This is a genomic window from Mycobacterium decipiens, from assembly GCF_963853665.1.
In the GTDB taxonomy this organism is placed as follows: Bacteria; Actinomycetota; Actinomycetes; order Mycobacteriales; family Mycobacteriaceae; genus Mycobacterium; species Mycobacterium decipiens.
Map to the genome: position 1 here is coordinate 4573350 of NZ_OY970459.1, position 20495 is coordinate 4593844.

Consider the following 20495-nt stretch of genomic DNA (forward strand, 5'->3'; position numbering starts at 1 on the left):
GGCACCCCGCGAGCCGATGGCTCGCGGGGTGCCGGTCGCTGATCGATGATCCGGTTACTACTTGAGGTCGAACCGATCGTTGTTCATGACCTTGACCCACGCTGCGACGAAGTCCTTGACGAACTTGTCCTTCGCGTCGTCCTGCGCGTAAACCTCGACCAGTGCCCGAAGCACCCAATTCGAGCCAAACACAAGGTCGTTAGCCGTCGCCGTCCATTTGAGCTGTCCCGACGAGCGGTCGGACCCCTCATAGACATTCTCCGCCGATTCCGACGGCTTCCACTCCGATCCCATATCGAGCAGGTTGACGAAGAATTCGTTGGTCAACGTGCCGGGCTTGGCGCTGAACACGCCGTGCTTGCTGCCGCCGTGATTGGCGCCGAGGGCTCGCAGCCCGCCGACCAGCACCGTCATCTCCGGAGCGGTTACGCCCAGCAAGCGGGCCCGCTCGATCAGCAGGTGCTCGAGGGGCGCCTTCTCACCAGGCCGGATGTAGTTGCGGAATCCGTCGGCCCGAGGTTCGAGCACCGCAAAGGAATCCACGTCGGTGTTCTCCTGCGAAGCGTCGGTGCGCCCGGGTGCGACAGGCACCGCGATTTCGTAGCCGGCGCCTTTGGCCGCCTCTCCACCGCCGCAGACCCGGCCAACACGATCAGATCGGCCAGCGAGACCTTCTTGCCGCCGGATGCCGAGGCGTTGAAGTCCTAGTGGATCCCCTTGAGGACGGACAGGACCTTGCCCAACTCCGAAGGCTCGTTGGATTCCCAGCTCTTTTGCGGCTCAAGCCGAAGCCGGCCGCCGTTGGCACCGCCTCGCTTGTCGGTGTTGCGGTAACTGCTGGCCGCCGACCAGGCAGTGTTGACCAGCTGTGAAACGGACAGGCCGGACTCGAACACCTTGCTCTTGAGCGCCGCCACATCCTGCTCGTCGACCGGCGTGTGATCCACGGCGGGCACCGGGTCCTGCCACAACTGCGGTTCGGGGATCCACGGCCCCCCGACGAGCAAGCGATTACCTCACCAAACCGCGGCTTCCTGCGATCAAACAACTCGCGCCGCTCACCATCCATGATCTACGCCACACCTACGCCAGCCTGGCCCGCAGATCCGAGGCCGACCTTCGCTACGTCCAGAAGACCATGGGTCACTCCACACCGACCGTCACCGCCAACATCTACAGCGATCTCTACGCCGATGAACTCGACCGCGTAGCCACCAACCTCGACCGGCTCCACGACTCCGCCACCAACAAAGTGAGCAGACAGGAACCGGACACACCACCCATCCATAGAGTGCAGTCATCGTGTCCATGCAGGTAAAAGAGAGTGGCCAGGGGCGGGATCGAACCGCCGACCTTCCGCTTTTCAGGCGGACGGAATGGCCGCTGGCCTGCGGTTTAACGTCGTTCATGCGTCAAATGCGGCGCGCTGAGCACGTCTGACGCAGGGCGCCCGTCCGAGGATCGGACACAAACCGGACACGGTGGCAGCACTCCCGACAGGGAACCCTTCATCGCCCATCACTCAGTGACGCGCGCCTTGGGCTCCCGGGGAGCAGGTACCCGATGTCCAGCATCATGGGGTCGACCGCGCGCTCGACTGGCGCTGCGTCGGCGCAATCACCTCTTGAACCGACCACGACCCGAACGGCCAGCCGGACCACGGCCGGAGTCGCGGATGCCGGTAGACCGCGAGTGCCCGAGGCCGCCAAGGCCGCAGGGCGCGAGAGCGGTAGCGATCGGTCGGACGGCGGGAGCGGCGCAGGCCGTGGTCCGGCTGGGACCAACGGGCTTGTTATATGCCCCAAAAGTGTCCGCGACGCCGTCGATGGCGGAGTTGATGCGCAGCTGTCGGCCGCGGATGCGCTTGGGTTGCGGTTCCCTAGCCCCGACTTGGTGGCCTCGGCGGCGGCACTATTTGAGCCGGTCGAACCATGGGCTCAGGGACGGGACCGGCTCGGTGTAGAACCCGATTCCGGCCGATTCCGGATCACGATCGGCCCCGGTGTGGTCCGCCTCGGCTGGACCAGACCTGTGCGTGCGGAGAAGGCATCGGAGCGGGCAGTCAAACGACACCGACTCGATGTAGCCAACGAGGTGGATCGGGTGAAGGCCGGCCGGGACATCCCCGATCCGCCGGGCCGTGCGATTACCGAATGGTCTCGCAAGTCGCGGGCCGCGATGTGCCGCACCTTCGCCGAACTCGACTACACGCCACTGGTGGAATGCGGCCGTGTGCCAGCGATGGTGACCCTGACCTACCCTGGCGAATGGGAATCCGTGGCTCCTGACGGGGCCAGCGTGAAACGGCACATGATATTGTGGCGCAAGCGATTCCGACGCGAATGGGGCGAACCGGCCCGTTACATCTGGAAGCTGGAATTTCAACGGCGCGGCGCGCCACACATTCACCTGTGGACGGCTCCCCCGCATGCCGTCGGCCGATCGGGCCGCAAGTTCCGGGACTGGCTATCTCAAGAGTGGGCGGACATCGTTGGCCATCCCGATGCGGAGCAACGCGCACGCCATATGCTCGCCGGCACGGCCGTCGACATCCTCAACGGCTTGCGTGCCTGCGACCCCAAACGCTTGGCGATCTACTTCACCAAACACTCGTCACCAAATACTCAGGGCGATAAGGAGTACCAGCACATCATCCCCGAAGCCTGGCGCCGGCAGGGTCGCGGACCAGGGCGGTTCTGGGGCGTTCATGGGCTGCAGCGAGCAACCGAAGTCGTAGAGATCACCCAGGACGCATACCTGACAGCTCGCAGGATCATTCGGCGTTGGTCTCGCTCACAAGCCGTCCACGACGGTTGCACACGTCACTTCCCCATAGCAGTGGTTCCGCGCACGGCGCGCGTCGCAGTTCGACGAGTAGACAGTCAGACCGGCAAAGTGCGCCACCGCAAGGTCCGCCGGCGACGACTCCTGTGCAACCAAGGCGGACTTGCGGGTGGCTACGTGCTTGTGAATCACGGACCGGCGTTCGCATCCCAGCTTGTGGCGGCCCTATCGGCAGATTCGGCGCCACTCGTATGTGGCAAGGGACTCCCTCTCCGTACGTGAAAGCGGCGAGTTCACCTCTGACCGTCGCATAACGACGACCCGCAACATACGCTCGGTCGGTGACGATTGAACTGTCGCCCCGAGTTCCGGAGCGCGAGCGGCCGGGTGATTTCCACAGTTTGGCTGCTGAGCAGCTGGATCTGAACGACGCGATCACCGAACTGATATTGAGGCTGATGGATCATAGAGATCGTTGGGCCATTTGCGCACTCGGGCTTCGCGACGCCGCAGAGCGTGAGCGGGCGAGTGCGATAATCGAGCACTTGCAACGGGCGGTTCGCGCCGGTGGGCCGGCCGTGCTTAATCCGTTGCGTCACGCGTCGTATGCAGCTCATCTCGACGACCCCGGCTTGCCTCGACGCTTGGCGTAATACGAGTCACGGGCGCTCCCCGTAGTAGCTGAGGTTTGCGGGGTGATGTGGTTGATATCAAGGCTGGGCCTTAAGCCAACCGCGCAGCGGCGTGGCCTTGATAGCTACGCACCACCGTTAAGCACGATGTCGGTCCCGGGTGGGTGCAGTGTCTGAATTTCAACCGGCGTAGCTCGACGCTGACGGATTTGGAGTCCATTCTTCTCTGCGTTTGGCAGCACGGGCTGCGTTGGCTGAATTAGGAACCTGCTGTTCATCGGGTGGTGGCTAATAAAGCTGCTATTAGCTGTTTTGCGAACGTTTTGCGGACGCGCGACTTCAGCTGCACCGGTCGTGCCGAGGCAGACTGTCTGTCATACGTCACAGTTAAGGTCGCGTCATGCCTCGACTTGGTGGATTCCCGCAGGGTCGCCCGTCCGATCCCGAGGACATGCCTGCGCTGATCGACGAGCTCCGGAGCTTGATGACCGGTAAGGACCTCACCCAGCTCATCTCTGCGGTGGTAGTGCCGGCGACGATGGGCTTGTTCGCCGACGGAGAGAGCCACGCCGACGGGGACACCACGTCGACCTGGGCTGCAAAGATCGAATACTTGGTAGGTGTCGCACTGTCCGTGGATCCTGCTGGCGACGGGGACACCCCGCCCGAGGTGATGCAGCGCGTGAGCCAACTTGTCAGCGACATCTTTGAAACCGACCAGCTGCGCATGATCACCGCATTCATCGACCACGCCGACACGAAAGAGGTGGACCGCGCTCTACTGCTGCAGCAGCTGCAATTGGAGTACCAAGCAGACCGGATGCCCGGGTACGCGGTCCACCTCGAAAAGATCGATGCCGAGGTCTTCGGGCGACACCGCGAGTACTACGTGAGCGGACTCGGCTTCGACCCCGCGGATGTAATCCGGGCTACTCGGCGGCACGCCCGCTGGTTGAACGAGACGTCCACGTCGGGGCGCGATACATTCGCCAACGCACTGGACAGCGGCGCACTGGATCCCGAGGCCCACATCGCCTGGCTCAAGGTGCTCACCGAGCCCAACCACTGGGATCCCAAAGACGTAGCGGCCATCACCAGCATCGCCGTGGAGCAGATCACCGCGATGCTGGACTTTTTCTCGACGCAGTACGGCTGCCAACCAGAGTTCCGGGCACCCAGCGATGTGAACCAGGCGCGCACACATCCCTGTATCAAGCTCGACGATGGGACCTACCTCGTTCCGGACCCATGGTCGATGTCGGCGATCGTCCACCACCGCCTCGCAGCTGAGCCGAAACGCAACGGCTTCGACCCGCAGAAGTACCACAAGCACCGCCAGGACGCGCACGAACGCTTGGTGGCGGGCGCGCTGGCGACGGTGTTCGGGACCTCCAACGTCCATTCGGCACAGCATTACGATCTCGCTTCGGGCCAGCACGGCGAAATCGATACTCTTGCCTGCGCTGAGTGGCCCCTGGTTATCGAAGCTAAGGCGATCGCACTGACCGAGTCCGGCCGGCGCGGCGCCCCCCGCCGGGTCGACACGAAACTGAAAGCCATCCTCGGCGAGGCACTCGAACAGACCGATCGCGCTCTGACGTACATCCTCGATGAGGGCGGCAGATCATTCGCACCCACTGAGAACGGGCAGGCAGTCGCGCTACTCCCGGACAAGGTGGCAGGCGGCACCGCGATCATCGCAACGTTCGAGCGCATAGACCCGTTCGCATCGGGCGGGCTGGCGGTGGCTGGAGATGTCAACAGGCCAACCTGGGTCGTATCCCTGACGGATCTGCTAATGGTCGCCGACATCCTCACGGGTCCGGCAGCGTTTCATCACTACGCGCGGACGCGGGCGGACATGCACGACTCGATGGCCTCGGCTGCCGCCGAGGCAGACGCACTCGGTGCCTACCTCGTCGACCGCCTCCGCATCGTCCACCAGTCAACCGACGAGGAAGCAGCACGCATCTTTATCGGCTATTCGTGCGAAGCGCTTAACGACTTCTATATCCGGCAAGAGTCTGGGCTGGAGGCGCACAAGCCCAACACGGGTGTGCCAGACGAGATCACGAGCGCCTTGGCGGCCGCGCTGCGGAAGCCGGGATGGGTGAATGCCGTTGACGCGGTGATGGCAGAGGACCCCTCCCGCTGGCCGAAGTGGAAACGTTTCCGGGGCAAACACCGCCGCGGCGGAACCTTCGCCCTAAACGATCAGGTATCCCTCGTGGCGCTCCCAGACGGAAGCTCATCATTGGAACGCGTCGGTGAATCGATCAAACTCAGCATCCCACCTCGTCGCTGATAGCAGATGCACCATCGCCATCCACGCGGGCGGTCCAATTCGACTGTAACCGTTGTGAACTGCAGGCGCGGGCGCAACTGGCTACGTCAAATATTTTTGGGTTGGTATCTATTTCCCTTACCACCGCTGGGGCGCACGGGCTCAGTCCGTTGGACGTCGGTTTGCCGAGGTGGACGGCGGTGGCATTATCTTGCGTGTGGGCGGCGAAGACGAGCATCCGCGCGCGATCGCCGCGGTTTTGGATACGTCGTACTACAACAGCGGACACATCAATTTGGAAAAGATCACACGGCTCGCTCACGGTCTCTCGGCCCGCGGTGCACAGCTGTGGATCCCCGAGCAAGTAATTCTCGAGTGGGCAAACCACGCACGCGGCGCACTGGGCGATTTCCACCAGGCCGGGAGACGCCTGCAAAACGCAGGCCTGGCCGACTTTTCGCCCGAGACACGCCTTCCCGAGGTCAGCGAAGTTGCCGACAAGATTAGGAGCCGCTGCGAATCCACCGACAACGTTGTAGTGCTAGCTATGAGGGGAGATTCCGCGATCGCCGGCATACGCGACCAGATCTTGGGTTCGGGCGCTGGCAAGGGTAGACCGGGCGCGCGCACGGGGGCCTCAGACTCTTCTTGGGTGCGTGACTCGCTGGCGAACGCAGCTAACGATCCGAGGCGGATCGTCTTCGTCACTCGGAACGCCAAAGACGTGATCGCGACCGCAGGAGAAATGGGGCATACCGAATCCATCGTCCAAACTTGGGGTCGCGGCGACGACCAAGGTTTGCTCGAAAAATACTTTCCGCGAACGCCACTGGCGACCCAGCCGGCCGTCGATGCGCTGAGCGCATTGCGAATCATTAGTGACACGCTCCAACGCAGCTACGCCGCGAGCATCGACCCCAACCGACCCGGGCCATCAGCGGAATGGATCACGGTTACCGACCTTGCGATCGGAAGTGTCACTGACCTGTGGGATCGTCGCGACTTGGACGAGATGATCGACCCGTACGTGGAGATGGAGCCTGGCGCAAAGCTGATCGATGTCCGGAATGTCGAGGTCGGCGGTACTGCGGCCGAAGTGACGGTCAGGTACACCGTGCGCCTCCTAGTTGACCTTCACGTCGAAAGCCGCGTGGTCGACGAAGAGGGCGCCGTTTCTCACAGCTTCCTGATACTGCGCAAGCAAGTCTTGCTAGTGCCGTTCGCCGCGCGACTTAGCGACGGCAAGCTTCGCAATATCAGGCAAGCCGGCACCGCTGAGAGCCATCAGGGCGCCGTAACTTTCCGCGACTCATACGATGCGGCCTCGTGGCTGTATCACGAAGAGCTCAGCGATTGGGACCACATCACCGTTCAACCCGATCCGACGGCTTCCGACGGCGCTGGTGCGCCTGCAAGTTTCGAGTTGCGCGGGCCCTACGGCCGCACTGAAGCCGTTACGCTTACTCAGCTCGAGATGGAAGAAGAGTGGAGGCTCGAGTTCGAAGGTTCAAGGGCGGTTATCACCGCATACAACAACCTAGGAAGTCGCGCCGCGCTTGGCAGAGAAGACTCATTTAATGTTTATCCCCCGGTCGAACTTCGCTCGTCATACGGCAATGAGTGGTTTGTATCTGACGAGCCCTACACCGCGCTGTCCTCGGTATGGGCATTTCTAATGGAGGAAGAGAAGTCCCGATATCGGTGTGGCGCAACGGAAACGAAAACGACGCCGATCCCTCCGGCACAGGGTCCGGCAGCCACGGATGCCATTTGAGCTGGTGTTCCTCGGTGGTGGTCGCCAGACGATTGAAGAACCCGTCGGTAATCGGCGACGGGGTGAGGGTGTCCTTGTCTAGGTTGGTCCAGAAACCCTCGGTCTCGATGCGGCCCCCGTTTGCGCCCTGCAGGCGCACCCGCATCGTGCACGACCGCGTACCGACCGCCGAGCACCAGCGATGGAAGGTCACCTCGTTCGGCCAGGTCAAGGGCTCGACCACATCAACAAGCCCAGAATGGCTGCAGAGTTGTCACGCAAACAGCTCTGCACCGGACTTGACCGGGAGGCGCATCTCTGTGGCGAGCAAGGCATCTACCAGAGCGATTGTCTGATTTTGGTCTCCGTTGAAGACTCTCCTGTGGGCTTCGGCGACAATCTTCATCGTGTTGATCGACTGAACCCCTAACCTGCGAGCTTGTTCAGCAGCCGCGCGGTCATCCAAGACTGCTACCAGGCCACGATGACGGGCGCAGGCTATGACGGCACTTTCCCCCAGGTTTTCCTCAGTGCCACCGCCGAGCGCCGCTTTGACCTGTGTCGCCGTCCATTCCTCGTCATCTGTCATGAAAATCCGCGCCGCCCAAGCTACTTCATGCAAGAGCGGGATGCCTACATGATGCTCCCTGCCGTTCTCAATCTCGATCTCGACCTCACGTGGCACGAGCACTACGGCTTGAGGAGCGAGAGCGGCGAGGATATGCGAATACCCTGCTCGGCAGAAGTGCGTGAAGGCGCTGGTGTCCATCACCCACTGCGAGAGCTCAGTCACCGCTCAGAGCGAACAGCTTCCGCACATCGTCGAGAGATTCCATTTCCTGCTCTGGTAAGTCATCTCGCGCTATCGTTCCGCGGAGTAATTCAATGGTTCGGGCCGCAGTTAACCGACCAGACGTGTAGCCCTCGACACACGCGGCGGCGAAACCTGGTGAAAGATAGGGAGATTTTGGCTCATCGTCCCAGGAAAGCTTAAGCCGCACGTAGGCGCCGGCGCGCGGTTCACCCTCACTGAGAGCGATAAATTCGTCGTACTCAATCAGATCCAGGTTCCGCAACTGGCTGATAGCAGCCGACCAGCTCAAACGAAATGCGGATCCAACGGCGAGCGCTCGATCCCGGTTACTCCATCCGCTGTGGTCGTTCCAGACTTTTACTACGCCGGCGCGGGGAGCGAGAAAATGGATAGCAAACGAGCTGATCATCTTCTCGTGATCTTCGCCAACTGCGCAGTCATAGGCATCGCCACATAGCCAGTGCCCCAACTCGTGAGCGAGTGTCATACGCCGCCGGCCTGCAGAGCGGATATCTCCATTGATGACGGCGACCGCGATACTTCCCGCGTCTCCGTTAACCTCAACGCACCCGCCGTCGGGACCATTCTCGCCCAGTGGCGCAGCGTAGGTGTAAAGCCCCAGTCGTTCGCATACAAGCCCTAGGTTCTCTATCGGTTCATCGCCAATACAAAGGCCTTCACGTACTCGCTGTGCTAACTGTTCAGCATCCTGGTGGGTTTGGGGTGTGCGGGCCTCTTGGTCACGCTCGACAGGGCTGATCAGACCCATGTCGACCAACAGTCGCGCATCGTAGGCAAGCAACTCAATCTCATCGTCAAGTGCCCGCGTTGTTTCGTGCGGCAGGGCTAGGTCAGACCGCCGACTCACTACAGCTGGTAACGGTTCATTGACGAAGAAACCTAACGGTCGCCCCAATGCCTCAGCGATGGCGACCATCTCGGTCATCGCTAGTTTCCGCTCGCCCTTCTCGGCACGGCTCAGCGCCGAGCGATCGATCCCGACCAACTCAGCTAGCCTTCCTTGTGGGATGCCAGCGTCTTCGCGTGCTCGGAAAACACGGTGTCCAAGCGTGACGTGGTCCATGTGTGCGATTTTCACACACAGGAATCGGCGTGTCGAGCACACCTCTTCCACCTAGGCAAATGTCCGCCGAGGCAGAATTTTCATCGCGTCTGACAAAGATGCACAAGGTTGGATAATATTGGGGTAGTATGCACAGTCATGAGCGACGACTATGGCGACTATCTCACTGTGGCCCAAGCAGCGGCCTATGTGGGCGTCTCCGCGGCCACTCTGCGCCGCTGGGACAGTGCCAGAAAACTGACTGCTGTTCGCCGCCCCGGCAGTCAGTATCGGTACTACCGCATCGCCGACCTGGAGCCATTTCGCCTCGAATACAGCACGGCCGAGAAGGCCAAAGACGTCGTCGCCGGCTTCTTTGACGCTGCTGAGGCACGGATCGAGGGGAACCCGCAGCTCCGTGAGCCCCAGAAAGAGGCGTATGAGGCAGCCGTGGAGCACTTCGCTCAGCAGAAGACGCCCGCCATCGTTCAATTACCTGTCGGCTGCGGTAAGACCGGCGTTGCCGCCATCCTTCCCTTCGGTTTATCGCACAAGCGAACGCTCGTCGTCGCGCCAAACACCACCATCCGTGAGGGCTTGTATGCAGACCTCAACATTGCGAATGCCTCGTGTTTCTGGAAAAAGGCGGGCATTCTTGATTCCTTTACTTCCGGTCCATTCACCGCGCTAGTCGATGGCCCCAAAGCCAATATGGACGATTGCGTTAACAGCCACATCGTCGTCGCCAATGTCCAGCAGCTCGCCGGCAGCGCCGACCGCTGGCTCTCACAATTCCCACCCGATTTCTTCGACTTGGTCATCATCGACGAGGGACATCACGTCGCCGCGGAGAGCTGGCAGAAAGTCGTCCGCGCATTCCCACAAGCGTTCTTCGTGAGCCTTACAGCAACTCCGTTCCGCGCCGACAACAAAGACCTGTTAGGCGACCTGATCTACCGCTATCCATTCGCCCGGGCGATGCTCAACGGCTACATCAAGCACGTCGTCTCGGCGTCGGCCCACCCCGCCGAGATCACCTTCACAGCGCGAGACGAGACCGCCACCTACACGCTGGAACAAATCCTCGAATTGAAGGAGGAGGCCTGGTTTCGACGCGGCGTTGCCCTATCCGACGAGTGCAACCGCCATATCGCCGGGAAGGCGGTCGAAAAACTACAGGCACTTAAGGCCGCCACCGGCTTCCCCCATCAAATCGCGGCGGCAGCCATGTCGATCGACCACGCCGACCAGGTACGCGCAATCTTCCAGGAACTAGGCTTGCAGGCGGAGACGATCCATAGCGACTTGCCCGACGAGCGCAAGGCCGCAGTGCTCGCCAAACTGCGCAACAACCAAATCGACGTCATCGTTCAAGTAGCCATGCTCAGCGAGGGATTTGACCACCCACCCCTCAGCGTGGCGGCAATATTCCGTCCGTACCGTTCACTGTCGCCCTACATCCAATTCGTAGGGCGGGTGATGCGGACCGTCGACCCAAACGATCCAAACAGCGCCAACAACCAAGGCTTTGTCGTCTCACACGTAGGGCTAAACAATGAAGAGCAGTGGGACGAGTTCCGTGAACTTGACACTCAAGACCAGCACATCGTCAAGGGGTGGGCCCGCGGCGAAGGTGATGATTCAGGCGGCCGGTACGTAACCGGCGACGCCGGGCAGATCGTCCAACGCTTCGATGACCCCGTTGCACAGGATGAACGGCTCAGCCACTTCCTCAACCGCCCATTCCTCGACCCGTCTGACGACCGGGTCATCGACGAAATGCTCGATGCCAAAGGACCGGGGGGCTTCTCATTCCGCGAACTTGGCGTCACCGCCGACCAGTTGCGGACGCAGTTGGCGCATCGCCGGACACATCAGGAAGCACCGGCCGAAGAAGTCCCCATACAGCCGCAAGTAAAGCGCCAAACATTACGAGGTCGGCTCGACACTCGATCGAAATCGGTCCATCAGCGCATCCTCACCGACCTCGGACTCGCCCGAGCGGGTTTCGACATCAGCCGGGCGATCAGGGGGGTGCGTGGCAACAACGCCGACGCGCTGTTCGTGCAGCTCAATCGCGAGATTAACAAGTTCGTCGGACAGAACGAGAAGACCCGTGACAAATGGACGCTCGACCAGCTGCAAGCCGCCTATGACTCTCTCGACGAGATCGGCGACCAGGTAGCGGAGTCAATCAAGACTGCGATTAAGGAGTGAACTAGTGGCCGCAGTAAAGAACATCCTCAAGCATGTAGACGCCGAAGTCGCGGGAAAGAAACGCAAATGCTACCGAAAACAGACCCATGTAATCCTCAAGGGTCAGACGTGTTTAGTGGTGCGCGACGGCCCACAGAGCCAGACCACCTACTGCGCTCTCTGCGCGGCAGAGATCCTGGCGAGAGCCGAAGTCGCACTAACAGATCTGCACGCGAGTTTCGCCGGCGGGCCCCATTAAGGTCCACACACTAATCGTCCGATAGACCATCAACACGACCATGCTTTGCCGGGGATATCGCGCCTCGGAATCATCCGGTCAGCTCTTTCGCGTCGGTGGGCACTGCTACACATGATGGCGGCAACAACGGCAGAAAGAGAGCGATACACATGAGTCGGGCTAACAACGATCCCGTAGCCGCGCCAGCGGCATTCCTCATTGCTGCCGACCCCACGGGCCAATCTGATGTTCGGATAGAGCACATATGCGATTTGTGCGATGAGGATTACCAGCGCTATAAGTCCGCTGAGCGTATGCTGCACGACATCGTCGTGGCTAACGTTTTCACTTACGTGCAAGGCTCGCTGAAGGTGTTCGAGACGGTGTGGAAAGGCGCTAATGCGGCGTTGGCGTCCAAAGAGATTCGCCCAAACACCGACCCACGGGGTGCAACGCTCTGGAACACGCAGCTCCGTGCCGCCGCCCTCTCACTGTGCATGAGTTTGGTATACCACCAGGAGCAGACGTATCAGGACGTCTGTGATCGCCATGGGACGGACAGTCAAGCTCATCAGACGGCGAAGGCCGTCTTCGGCCAGCTGTATGACAGCTGTCGCGGGTATCGGTACCTTTATGGGCTCCGCAACGTGATGGTTCACGACAAGATGGACGCGATCGCGCTGAGCGCCGAGATTACTCGTGGCGACAGTGGTCAAACGGTAGCTATGTACGACTTGCTAATCGACAGGTCGGTGATGGTTGAATCGCCGAAGCTGAACCGCAATCTCCGAGATGAATTCGCGGCGCTCGATGAGAACCCGAGCCTGCTGGAACTGCTGCATGAAGTTGCGCAGCGGTTCGTCGACGCCAACCGGGAACTCCGCGACATCACCCATCCGGACTTAACGCAGGTCTGCCAAACCGTCGTCGAATTCGATGATCTCTTCGACGAGCGGCCAGGAACCCGAGCGCTTGTCCACGAGCAGAGCCCCCAGGTGATCGCCGGTTTCCGCTTCAGCTACACAGGTGTTCCGCCAGAAGTCATTCATTTCGCCCGCACTTACCAGCCCGGGAGTTCCGTCGACGGCGTCTAATCCGACACGAGGTTCACGCCATCGTGCGCTCGTGAATGCACATCGTCTTCCAACGCATCCAGAACGCGCACGGCGAAGGCAGGATTCATCGCTGACTGTACTTCTTCACTTGTCATCCAACGAACTTCGCGCGCCTCGGCTGTCGGGTGTGTGATTCCCTCGGCCGGACGGCAGCGATAGACGAGAGCGACTATCCCATGAGTGAGGTTCTTGTAAACGCCGGTCAGACGTTCCACCGTGACCTCTAAACCCGTTTCCTCGAGGACTTCGCGCCGAACGCCATCCTCGAAGGATTCGTGAAGTTCCAGTACGCCACCGGGGGCTTCCCAGTGGTCATTGTCGTCTCGGCGGATCACAAGAACCCGACCATCGTCCCGGACGACGATGCCGGCGACACTGACCGAGTGCTTTGGTGTGGTTCCCATCGTTGGTCTCCATTGTTCGATGCCGGCGACGTGACATGGGGTTGACTGCCTTCCTAGACTAGTCGTCTAGACATGTAGGGGAAGGTCAGCGGGTGCTGCAACTTGGACAGATCGACCGAGCGGACGACAAGCCGCCATATCGGCAGATCGCGGGCATGTTGCGAGCAGCGATTATTCACAACCAGCTACCGCCTGGGGAACGACTGCCGTCCGAGGCGGAATTGATCGAGCACTTCGGCGTGGCCCGCATGACTGTAAGACAAGCAATGCATGAGCTTCGTTCCGAGGGATTGGTCATCTCGCAACACGGCCGCGGTGTGTTCGTCCGCCCGACGCCGCCGATTCACAGATTGGCGTCAGATCGATTCGCGCGAAAGCACCGCGCGGAAGGCAAGGCGGCGTTCACTGTGGAAGCTGAAAAATCCGGTTACTCGCCGCAAGTCGACAATATCGTCGTGAATCGACAGAAGCCGAATTCCTTTGTAGCTGAGCGACTTAAAGTGTCGCCCAATGATGACGTTGTCGTGCGATCGAGGCGATACCTAGCGAATGGCCGGCCAGTTGAGACGGCGGTCTCCTTCATCCCAGCTGCTTTCGCTGAAGGTACGAAGATCGAGCAGGCGGACACGGGGCCTGGTGGTATCTACGCCCGCTTGGAGGAGAACAACCATGCACTCAGCCGCTTCACCGAGGAAGTGGGAGCTCGGATGCCGACTCCCGAAGAGCGGCGGCAGCTGGAACTTGAACAAGGCGTTCCCGTACTGACGGTGTTGCGAACCGCCTACGACACGAACGACATTGCAGTTGAGGTCTGCGACACCGTGAAAGTCGCCTCCGCCTACCTGCTCGAATACGAGTTCCCGGCCCGCTGAGCCCACAGTCTTCGGCTAATCAATCGCCGACCGTTGCACTCCTCTAGACGACTATGTAACCTCAACTTGTCTAGAGCAGTTCTATCGAAAGGTCGACAAATGTCCGTGCCGAAATGGCTCAAGGTGTCCCACCAGCAGGTTTTCCCACACAAAGCATTCGTCGTGTCCGACGTGACGGCGGTGATCGATTACGAGCGGTCCACGAAGGACAACAAGGTCCAGGCAACTGATCGAGAATCAGGCGCACCGTTGTGGCAGGTCGAAGTCCTCGACGGCGACCCGGCAGCTAGCAAGCGAGCACGCACTCTCACCGTCAAGTTCGCAACACCCAAGCAGCCTGTGTGCCCGCCGAACAGTGCCGGAATGCCCTTCACGCCAGTCGTTTTCGAGGAGCTTTGCGTATTGCCGTACGTCGACCGTTCGAGTGAATCCGGCCGCATCGCTTGGTCTTTTCGGGCCTCAGGCATGACTGCGGACACCGGCAAGGCGGCGTCCTCGGCGACAGACCGGGCGTCAGCATGAGCCCGTACGACCCCGCGGTACCTAGCGATCCGTATTCGATTCCAGATCCCGACGGCGGCACCGACTTCCTTGACCTCGCGCACGTGCTGACCGTCGGTGCTATGTGGCTCCTCGCGGCGACCGGGGTGGCCATCCTTGCGCTCGTCGTTTGGAAACTGCGGTCCCCCGTCACGTTTGAGCGTTCTGTTGCAACCCCAGCGTCTCGGGCCCGATGGCTGCTCTGGGCGTCGATCTCCTGGCCCCGGGTTGCCAAGGCCTGCGGGTTGTCGACTTCCGAGCACGTCACGCGCACGGATGCACAGGGCAAGAGCAGGACGAGGACAGTCTGGACTCATCCTCGCCTTGTCGGGGTGAGCATGTCCGGTGACTGCCTACGCCTGACAGTCCGCACACGGACCGGCCAGACGGTCGACGATCTGGAAAACGCGGTCCCCGCAATCCGTGACGCTGTCGGGGCACATTCCGCCCGCTCGACGGTGACCGCACCCGGCACGGTTCGCATGGAATTCGTTATGCGACAACAGCTGGCGGTCGTTGAAGTGGCCACAGTGCCAACCAACTCCGAGGCGAGCTACGTCAAGATCGGCCGACGGGAGAACGGGTCGGCATGGGCACTCCACATCGCCGGCCTCCACACGCTCACTGTTGGGTGCTCCGGGGCGGGAAAGGGTTCCATTTTTTGGGGCATTGCAGGCGGATTAGGCCCAGGCATCAAGGCGGGAACCGTGCGGCTGTTCGCCGTGGATCTCAAGTACGGGATCGAAGTCTCAGTCGGATCCACACTATTCAGCGGCATCGCGACGACCGAGGCCCAGGCCGCGAGACTGCTGACCAAGCTGGAGGAGCTACTAGAGAGCCGCGGTCGCCGGATGGCCGGCCGAGCGCGTTCGCACACACCGACCACCGCAGAGCCTCTCGTCGTGCTGCTCATCGATGAATTGGCGGGCTTGACCGCGTACATGACGGACGCCGCACAGAGGAAGCAAGTTGCGGGCTCGCTCTCACGCATCCTGACAAAGGGCAGGGCCGTAGGCATCGTGGTCGCCGCCTTCATGCAGGACCCTCGCAAGGAGATTGTGCCCATGCGCGGGTTGTTCAGCCAGACCGTCGCACTGCGGCTGCGCTCACGCGACGAGGTCGCCATGGTCCTGGGTGACGGCCTCGCCGACGCCGCCCCCGCGCATCGGATCAACCCAAATCAGCCTGGGACCGGATACGTCATCGCCGAAGACGGGTCAACGATGCGAGTACGCGCCGACTTCTGGCCCGATTCGTTAATCCGTTCTGTTGCACAAGAATACGGGTTAGCAAGCTCAAGTCCCGCTGGCCCCACAGAGAACTGAGGACATCGGCATGACAACTCTCGGCGTCAACGCCACCGCCACCGCGATAGCGACCTTTCCGGAGCTTCTGACAGCGGAGCAGGTCGCCGAGCTGCTTGGCGTGTCCGCCGCCACCGTGAGCCGCTGGGGCGCATTGCGCGAACATGGCGAAGACGTGGGACCGCCCTGCTACACGTTATCTGATCGCGTAAGACGCTGGGACGCAGCGGAAGTCCGCGCTTGGCTCAAGCAGGTGCGCCGCTAAGTGGCCGGATCGGGACCGCGCGGTATCCGAAAGCGGATCAATTCAGCCGGTCAGCCGCGCTATCAAGTGCGCTATCTGGTGCGGGATCCCAGCTCCCCGTCAGGATGGGTCGAGACGTCCTCGACGTTCGCTACCCTACGGGAGGCGCGCGCGTTCAAGGCCGAGCGTGACGGTGAAGCGGCGATCGGTGGCAGGCGCTTCGACCCTCGGCTCGGCCGCACCAACCTCGCCGGAATCTGGGCTCAATACAGCGCGTCGAAACGCCCAGCGGTGTCACCCAAGACGTGGAGCGGCTACACCCAGCATTGGGAACTCCGCATCAGCCCCCGTTTCGGCAGTGTCCCACTCGAACAAATCAGCCGCAGGGACGTGCAGCAATTCGTCGATACCCTCACCGTCGGCCCTTGGGCGAAATTGGCCACGCTCCGATTACTCCGGTCGATCCTTGAGATGGCGCGGGAGGACGGTCGAATCCACAGCAACCCCGCGCAGGGCGTTTCGGCGGGGCGGATACCCGCCCGAGAACGGCACCGTTACCTCACGGCGACCGAGGTTGCCGCTCTCGCGGCGGCATGCGGCGACCAAGGCGACGTCGTCACGATTCTGGCGTTCACCGGATTGCGCTGGTCTGAACTCGTCGGCCTGCGCGTCGGCGACATCGACCTGGCGGCGCGCCGGCTCTACGTCCGCCAGGCGGCGCCGGAAGTGGAAGGGCGGATCATCGTCGGACCGCCAAAGACGCGCTCGGCCGTTCGGACTGTTCCGCTCCCTCAGGTCGTCATCGACGCACTAACGCCACGAATTGCCAGCCGCGCGCCAGGGGAACAAGCGGTCACCTCGCCGAACGGTGGCTTCCTCAGATCAAACAACTGGCGCCGCCACGTGCATTGGTCTCGTGCTCTGCAGACAACACAACTGGCGCCCTTGACGATTCACGACCTACGCCACACCTACGCCAGCCTGGCCCGGGCTTCCGGCGCCGACCTCCGCTACGTGCAGAAAACGATGGGGCACTCCACGCCAACCGTCACCGCGAATATCTACAGCGACCTCTACTCCGATGAACTCGACCACGTCGCCACGAACCTTGACCGGCTCAACAGCTCCGTCGCGGACCAAGCGAACGGACAAGAACCGGACACACCGAAACATCCATAGAGTGCCGTCACCGCGTCCGTGCAGGTCAAAGATGGTGGCCAGGGGCGGGATCGAACCGCCGACCTTCCGCTTTTCAGGCGGACGCTCATACCGACTGAGCTACCTGGCCGGAAGGCAGCATGTGCCTCGCCGTACTGGCGACCCTGACGGGACTCGAACCCGCGACCTCCGCCGTGACAGGGCGGCGCGCTAACCAACTGCGCCACAGGGCCTTGCTGTGCTACCTACTCCGTTGTACCGCGTCCAGGTACCCCCTACGGGATTCGAACCCGCGTTACCGCCTTGAAAGGGCGGCGTCCTAGGCCGTCTAGACGAAGGGGGCCAGAACCGAATCTCTCCGGGGCACTCGCAACGTGGTGACCGTTGGGAGCCACGTCAGCTTAGGTCACCCCGGGCCCAATCCTCAAACGCGCCGTCCAACCAACGCAGTATCCTGAACGTCCGCGCCCCTATAGCTCAGTTGGTAGAGCTACGGACTTTTAATCCGCAGGTCCTAGGTTCGAGTCCTAGTGGGGGCACCGATGTGGTGTATGACCTCGGCTGATGCTTGACATTTGGCTTCGGGTGATGCCTGACAGTTACGTCGGCTGATGCTTGACAGACCCGCATGTTCTCCTATTTCGCGATGCGGCATCGGATCAAAACTCCGCCGCTATGCTGCTGTCTATGCTCCCCGAGACGAATCAGGATGAGGTCCAGCCCAACGCGCCCGTGGCTCTGGTGACGGTGGAAGTCCGGCACCCCACAACGGATTCCCTCACCGATTCAGCGAGTCGGGAGCTCAAGCACCTGCTCATCAATGACCTACCGATCGAACGCCAGGCGCAGGACGTCAGTTGGGGGATGACGGCCCCCGGCGCGGCGCCGACCCCGGTCGCCGATCGCTTTGTTCGCTACGTCAACCGGGATAACACCATTGCCGCCTCGCTGAAGAACCAGGCGATCGTCGTCGAGACCAGCGCCTACCGCAGCTTCGAGGCCTTCACCGACATTGTGATGCGGGTCGTGGACGCCCGCGCGCAGGTGTCGTCGATCGTGGGGTTGGAGCGCATCGGTCTGCGCTTTGTGCTGGAGATCCGCGTCCCCGCGGGCGTCGATGGCCGCATCACGTGGAGCAACTGGATCGACGAGCAGCTGCTCGGGCCGCAGCGCTTCACGCCCGGTGGCCTGTTCCTGACCGAGTGGCAGGGGGCCGCCGTCTACCGTGAGGCGCAGCCGGGCAAATCGCTCATCGTGCGCTACGGCCCGGGTGTCGGCCAAGCGCTTGATGCCAATTACCACCTGCGCCGGACCACGCCCGCCGAAACCGGGCCCTTCTTTCTGCTGGATATTGATAGCTTTTGGACGCCCGGCGGCGGCTCCATTCCCGAGTTCAACAGGGACGCCCTGGTGTCGACATTCCAGGACCTGTACGGCCCGGCTCAGGTCGTGTTTCAGGAAATGATCACCAGCCGCCTGAAGGAGGAGCTCCTTCGCCAGTAGGCGAGCCGACCCGGGAGTGTCACTTCAGCGCGTGAGTATCGCGCTGCTGTAGGTCAAGTCGGAAAACGCGGCCGAGAGTTCGTCGTCGGGATAGCCAAAGCCGTTGGCCTCGTGCAGCTCCTTGACCGTATGCGACGACGTCTGCCAGCCATCGCGGGTCAGATAGTCCAGAATGTGGCTGCGTTGGCCGTGGTAGACGAGATCGTTGAGGTCGATGTCGAATCCGAGCTCGCGCATCCGGTCGTGATGGTTGCGCCACCGCTCGTCCGCGAAGATCTCGGTGTCCGGGATGAATTCGAAGGCCAGCCGACTACCGGGAGCGCTCAACGCGGTGATGTTGTCGAACAGCGCATCCTGCGCATCATCGGGTAGGTAGACCAGGAGCCCTTCAGCGCTCCAGGCCGTTGGCACCTTCGGATCAAAACCCGCCGTCTGAAGCGCCGCCGCCCAGTCATCGCGCAAGTCCACCGCGACAGTCCGCCGTTCGGTGGCCGGCTCGGCACCGAGACCGCTCAGCGTCGCGGTCTTGAACTCGATCACCGCCGGCATGTCTACCTCGTAGACGATGGTGTCCGCCGGCCAAGCAAGGCGGTAGGCGCGGGCGTCCAGCCCGGACGCCAGGATCACCGCCTGGCCGATGCCGCTCTGCGTGGCCTCAAGGAAGAACTGGTCGTAGAACCTGGTGCGGCAGGCCATCCCCCGGGCCATTCGCTCCGGATCGAACTCGGAGTCCTCCTCGACGGGAATCCGCCCATCCACTAGCCGCGTGAAGGCGTCCATACCGACGGCGCGCACCAGTGGTGCCGCGTACGGGTCATCGATCAACGAGTATTGCGGGTCGGCGGCCAGCGCACGCTGGGCGGCGACCATCGTCGCCGTCGCCCCAACACTCGTCGCCAGGTCCCAGCGATCATGATCGGTGCGCCCCATGTTGCCTCCTCAACCAAAACAGATATACAACAAATATAGACAGTCTAGCTACTGTCACGGGCTCCGCGGCCGACTACCCTCCGAGTCATCTGCCCGCACCGTTCGCGACGGAGGACCAGTGACCGATTTCGCTCAGCGGACCATCGACCTGGCGCGCCAGAACGTCGCAGAGGGTGGCCGGCCCTTCGCGACCGTCATCGTCAAGGACGGCGAGGTTCTCGCCGAGAGCGCCAACAAGGTCGCCCAAACCAAGGATCCGACCGCCCACGCCGAGATCCTTGCCATCCGTGCCGCGTGCACCAAGCTGGGCACCGAGCACCTGGTCGGTACCACTATCTATGTGCTGGCCCATCCGTGTCCGATGTGCCTTGGATCGCTGTACTACTGCTCACCCGACGAGGTCGTCTTTCTGACGACGCGCGACGACTATGAGCCGCATTACGTCGACGACCGCAGGTATTTCGAGCTGGCCACCTTCTACGACGAATTCGCCAAGGACTGGCAGAACCGACGCCTGCCGATGCGCCACGAGCCCCGGCCCGACATCAGGGCTGCCGCGGTGGACGTCTACCGGTTCTGGCAGGAACGCAACGGCGGTGAACGCACCGCGACCGCCGCTCCTGCGGGCTGATCCCGCACCGACCCTTGACGACACACCCCC

At 61.9% G+C, this 20495-nt stretch carries 17 protein-coding genes, 5 tRNA genes and 2 pseudogenes; 15 read left to right on the forward strand and 9 right to left on the reverse strand.

All coding sequences use genetic code 11. The features are described 5' to 3' along the window. Nucleotides 1-57: 57 nt before the first annotated feature. Nucleotides 58-995 (reverse strand): annotated as a pseudogene (locus AADZ55_RS20110) (peroxidase family protein); the annotation flags it as partial. Between AADZ55_RS20110 and AADZ55_RS20115 the strand changes: the two are divergent. Further along, nucleotides 990-1318: pseudogene (locus tag AADZ55_RS20115) on the forward strand (tyrosine-type recombinase/integrase); the annotation flags it as partial. The pseudogenes AADZ55_RS20110 and AADZ55_RS20115 overlap by 6 nt on opposite strands. Nucleotides 1319-1325: 7 nt before the next feature. Here the strand turns inward: AADZ55_RS20115 and AADZ55_RS20120 are convergent. Continuing rightward, a tRNA-Phe gene (locus AADZ55_RS20120) sits at nt 1326-1390 on the reverse strand. Between the two features lie 479 nt (nt 1391-1869). Between AADZ55_RS20120 and AADZ55_RS20125 the strand changes: the two genes are divergently transcribed. The 4 genes from AADZ55_RS20125 to AADZ55_RS20140 all read left to right on the forward strand — a co-directional run bounded on the left by AADZ55_RS20125 (nt 1870) and on the right by AADZ55_RS20140 (nt 7474). Continuing rightward, a complete protein-coding gene (locus tag AADZ55_RS20125; RefSeq protein WP_242670266.1) occupies nt 1870-3066 on the forward strand; it encodes a rolling circle replication-associated protein in 1197 nt (398 codons plus the stop codon). A gap of 59 nt (nt 3067-3125) precedes the next feature. Further along, on the forward strand, nt 3126-3437 hold the full coding sequence (locus AADZ55_RS20130; protein WP_085326663.1) for a hypothetical protein: 312 nt from the start codon (nt 3126-3128) through the stop codon (nt 3435-3437). 379 nt (nt 3438-3816) lie between these two features. Then, on the forward strand, nt 3817-5721 hold the full coding sequence (locus AADZ55_RS20135; RefSeq protein ID WP_242670268.1) for a hypothetical protein: 1905 nt from the start codon (nt 3817-3819) through the stop codon (nt 5719-5721). 196 nt (nt 5722-5917) lie between these two features. Next, nucleotides 5918-7474, forward strand: a complete 1557-nt coding sequence (locus tag AADZ55_RS20140) for a hypothetical protein (RefSeq protein WP_242670270.1) — start codon at nt 5918-5920, stop codon at nt 7472-7474. 253 nt (nt 7475-7727) lie between these two features. On the opposite strand, the gene AADZ55_RS20145 is transcribed toward AADZ55_RS20140, so the two are convergent. Then, entirely contained in the window at nt 7728-8246 is a 519-nt protein-coding gene (locus AADZ55_RS20145; RefSeq protein WP_085326665.1) for a hypothetical protein, read from the reverse strand. Further along, on the reverse strand, nt 8239-9351 hold the full coding sequence (locus AADZ55_RS20150; protein WP_085326666.1) for a helix-turn-helix domain-containing protein: 1113 nt from the start codon (nt 9349-9351) through the stop codon (nt 8239-8241). Before AADZ55_RS20150 ends, AADZ55_RS20145 begins: the two co-directional genes overlap by 8 nt. Before the next feature lie 138 nt (nt 9352-9489). On the opposite strand from AADZ55_RS20150, the gene AADZ55_RS20155 reads away from it, so the two are divergent. Together AADZ55_RS20155 and AADZ55_RS20160 are read left to right on the forward strand one after the other, a co-directional pair. Further along, nucleotides 9490-11547, forward strand: a complete 2058-nt coding sequence (locus tag AADZ55_RS20155) for a DEAD/DEAH box helicase family protein (RefSeq protein ID WP_085326667.1) — start codon at nt 9490-9492, stop codon at nt 11545-11547. Between the two features lie 531 nt (nt 11548-12078). Further along, complete coding sequence (locus AADZ55_RS20160) at nt 12079-12858, forward strand: hypothetical protein (protein WP_085326668.1); 780 nt, start codon at nt 12079-12081, stop codon at nt 12856-12858. Here the strand turns inward: AADZ55_RS20160 and AADZ55_RS20165 are convergent. Next, on the reverse strand, nt 12855-13283 hold the full coding sequence (locus tag AADZ55_RS20165; protein ID WP_085326669.1) for an NUDIX hydrolase: 429 nt from the start codon (nt 13281-13283) through the stop codon (nt 12855-12857). The genes AADZ55_RS20160 and AADZ55_RS20165 overlap by 4 nt on opposite strands. A gap of 92 nt (nt 13284-13375) precedes the next feature. Here AADZ55_RS20165 and AADZ55_RS20170 point away from each other — a divergent pair, with 92 nt between their 5' ends. From AADZ55_RS20170 to AADZ55_RS20190, 5 genes are all read left to right on the forward strand, one after another. Then, complete coding sequence (locus AADZ55_RS20170; protein ID WP_085326670.1) at nt 13376-14155, forward strand: GntR family transcriptional regulator; 780 nt, start codon at nt 13376-13378, stop codon at nt 14153-14155. A 99-nt stretch (nt 14156-14254) separates the two neighbouring features. Next, the gene (locus AADZ55_RS20175; RefSeq protein WP_085326671.1) at nt 14255-14677 is read left to right on the forward strand and encodes a plasmid replication, integration and excision activator; all 423 of its coding nucleotides are present in this window, start codon (nt 14255-14257) and stop codon (nt 14675-14677) included. After that, on the forward strand, nt 14674-16020 hold the full coding sequence (locus AADZ55_RS20180) for a cell division protein FtsK (protein WP_085326672.1): 1347 nt from the start codon (nt 14674-14676) through the stop codon (nt 16018-16020). The genes AADZ55_RS20175 and AADZ55_RS20180 overlap by 4 nt, the downstream gene beginning before the upstream one ends. A gap of 10 nt (nt 16021-16030) precedes the next feature. Continuing rightward, nucleotides 16031-16264 (forward strand): helix-turn-helix transcriptional regulator, encoded by a 234-nt coding sequence (locus tag AADZ55_RS20185; protein ID WP_085326673.1) that lies wholly within the window; start codon nt 16031-16033, stop codon nt 16262-16264. After that, on the forward strand, nt 16265-17422 hold the full coding sequence (locus tag AADZ55_RS20190; RefSeq protein WP_085326674.1) for a site-specific integrase: 1158 nt from the start codon (nt 16265-16267) through the stop codon (nt 17420-17422). It begins immediately after the preceding gene. 32 nt (nt 17423-17454) lie between these two features. Here AADZ55_RS20190 and AADZ55_RS20195 read toward each other — a convergent pair. From AADZ55_RS20195 to AADZ55_RS20205, 3 genes are all read right to left on the reverse strand, one after another. Continuing rightward, nucleotides 17455-17531: transfer RNA gene (locus AADZ55_RS20195), tRNA-Phe, on the reverse strand. A 26-nt stretch (nt 17532-17557) separates the two neighbouring features. Then, nucleotides 17558-17634, reverse strand: a tRNA-Asp gene (locus AADZ55_RS20200). 36 nt (nt 17635-17670) lie between these two features. Next, a tRNA-Glu gene (locus AADZ55_RS20205) sits at nt 17671-17744 on the reverse strand. Between the two features lie 123 nt (nt 17745-17867). Between AADZ55_RS20205 and AADZ55_RS20210 the strand changes: the two genes are divergently transcribed. Both AADZ55_RS20210 and AADZ55_RS20215 read left to right on the forward strand, forming a co-directional pair. Next, nucleotides 17868-17940, forward strand: a tRNA-Lys gene (locus AADZ55_RS20210). 148 nt (nt 17941-18088) lie between these two features. After that, nucleotides 18089-18904, forward strand: a complete 816-nt coding sequence (locus AADZ55_RS20215; protein WP_085326706.1) for a TIGR04255 family protein — start codon at nt 18089-18091, stop codon at nt 18902-18904. 24 nt (nt 18905-18928) lie between these two features. Here the strand turns inward: AADZ55_RS20215 and AADZ55_RS20220 are convergent, their stop codons facing one another. Beyond that, nucleotides 18929-19834, reverse strand: coding sequence for a class I SAM-dependent methyltransferase (locus AADZ55_RS20220; protein ID WP_085326675.1), 906 nt, complete (start codon nt 19832-19834; stop codon nt 18929-18931). 118 nt (nt 19835-19952) lie between these two features. On the opposite strand from AADZ55_RS20220, the gene AADZ55_RS20225 reads away from it, so the two are divergent. Next, a complete protein-coding gene (locus AADZ55_RS20225; protein WP_085326676.1) occupies nt 19953-20465 on the forward strand; it encodes a nucleoside deaminase in 513 nt (170 codons plus the stop codon). Nucleotides 20466-20495 lie beyond the last annotated feature (30 nt).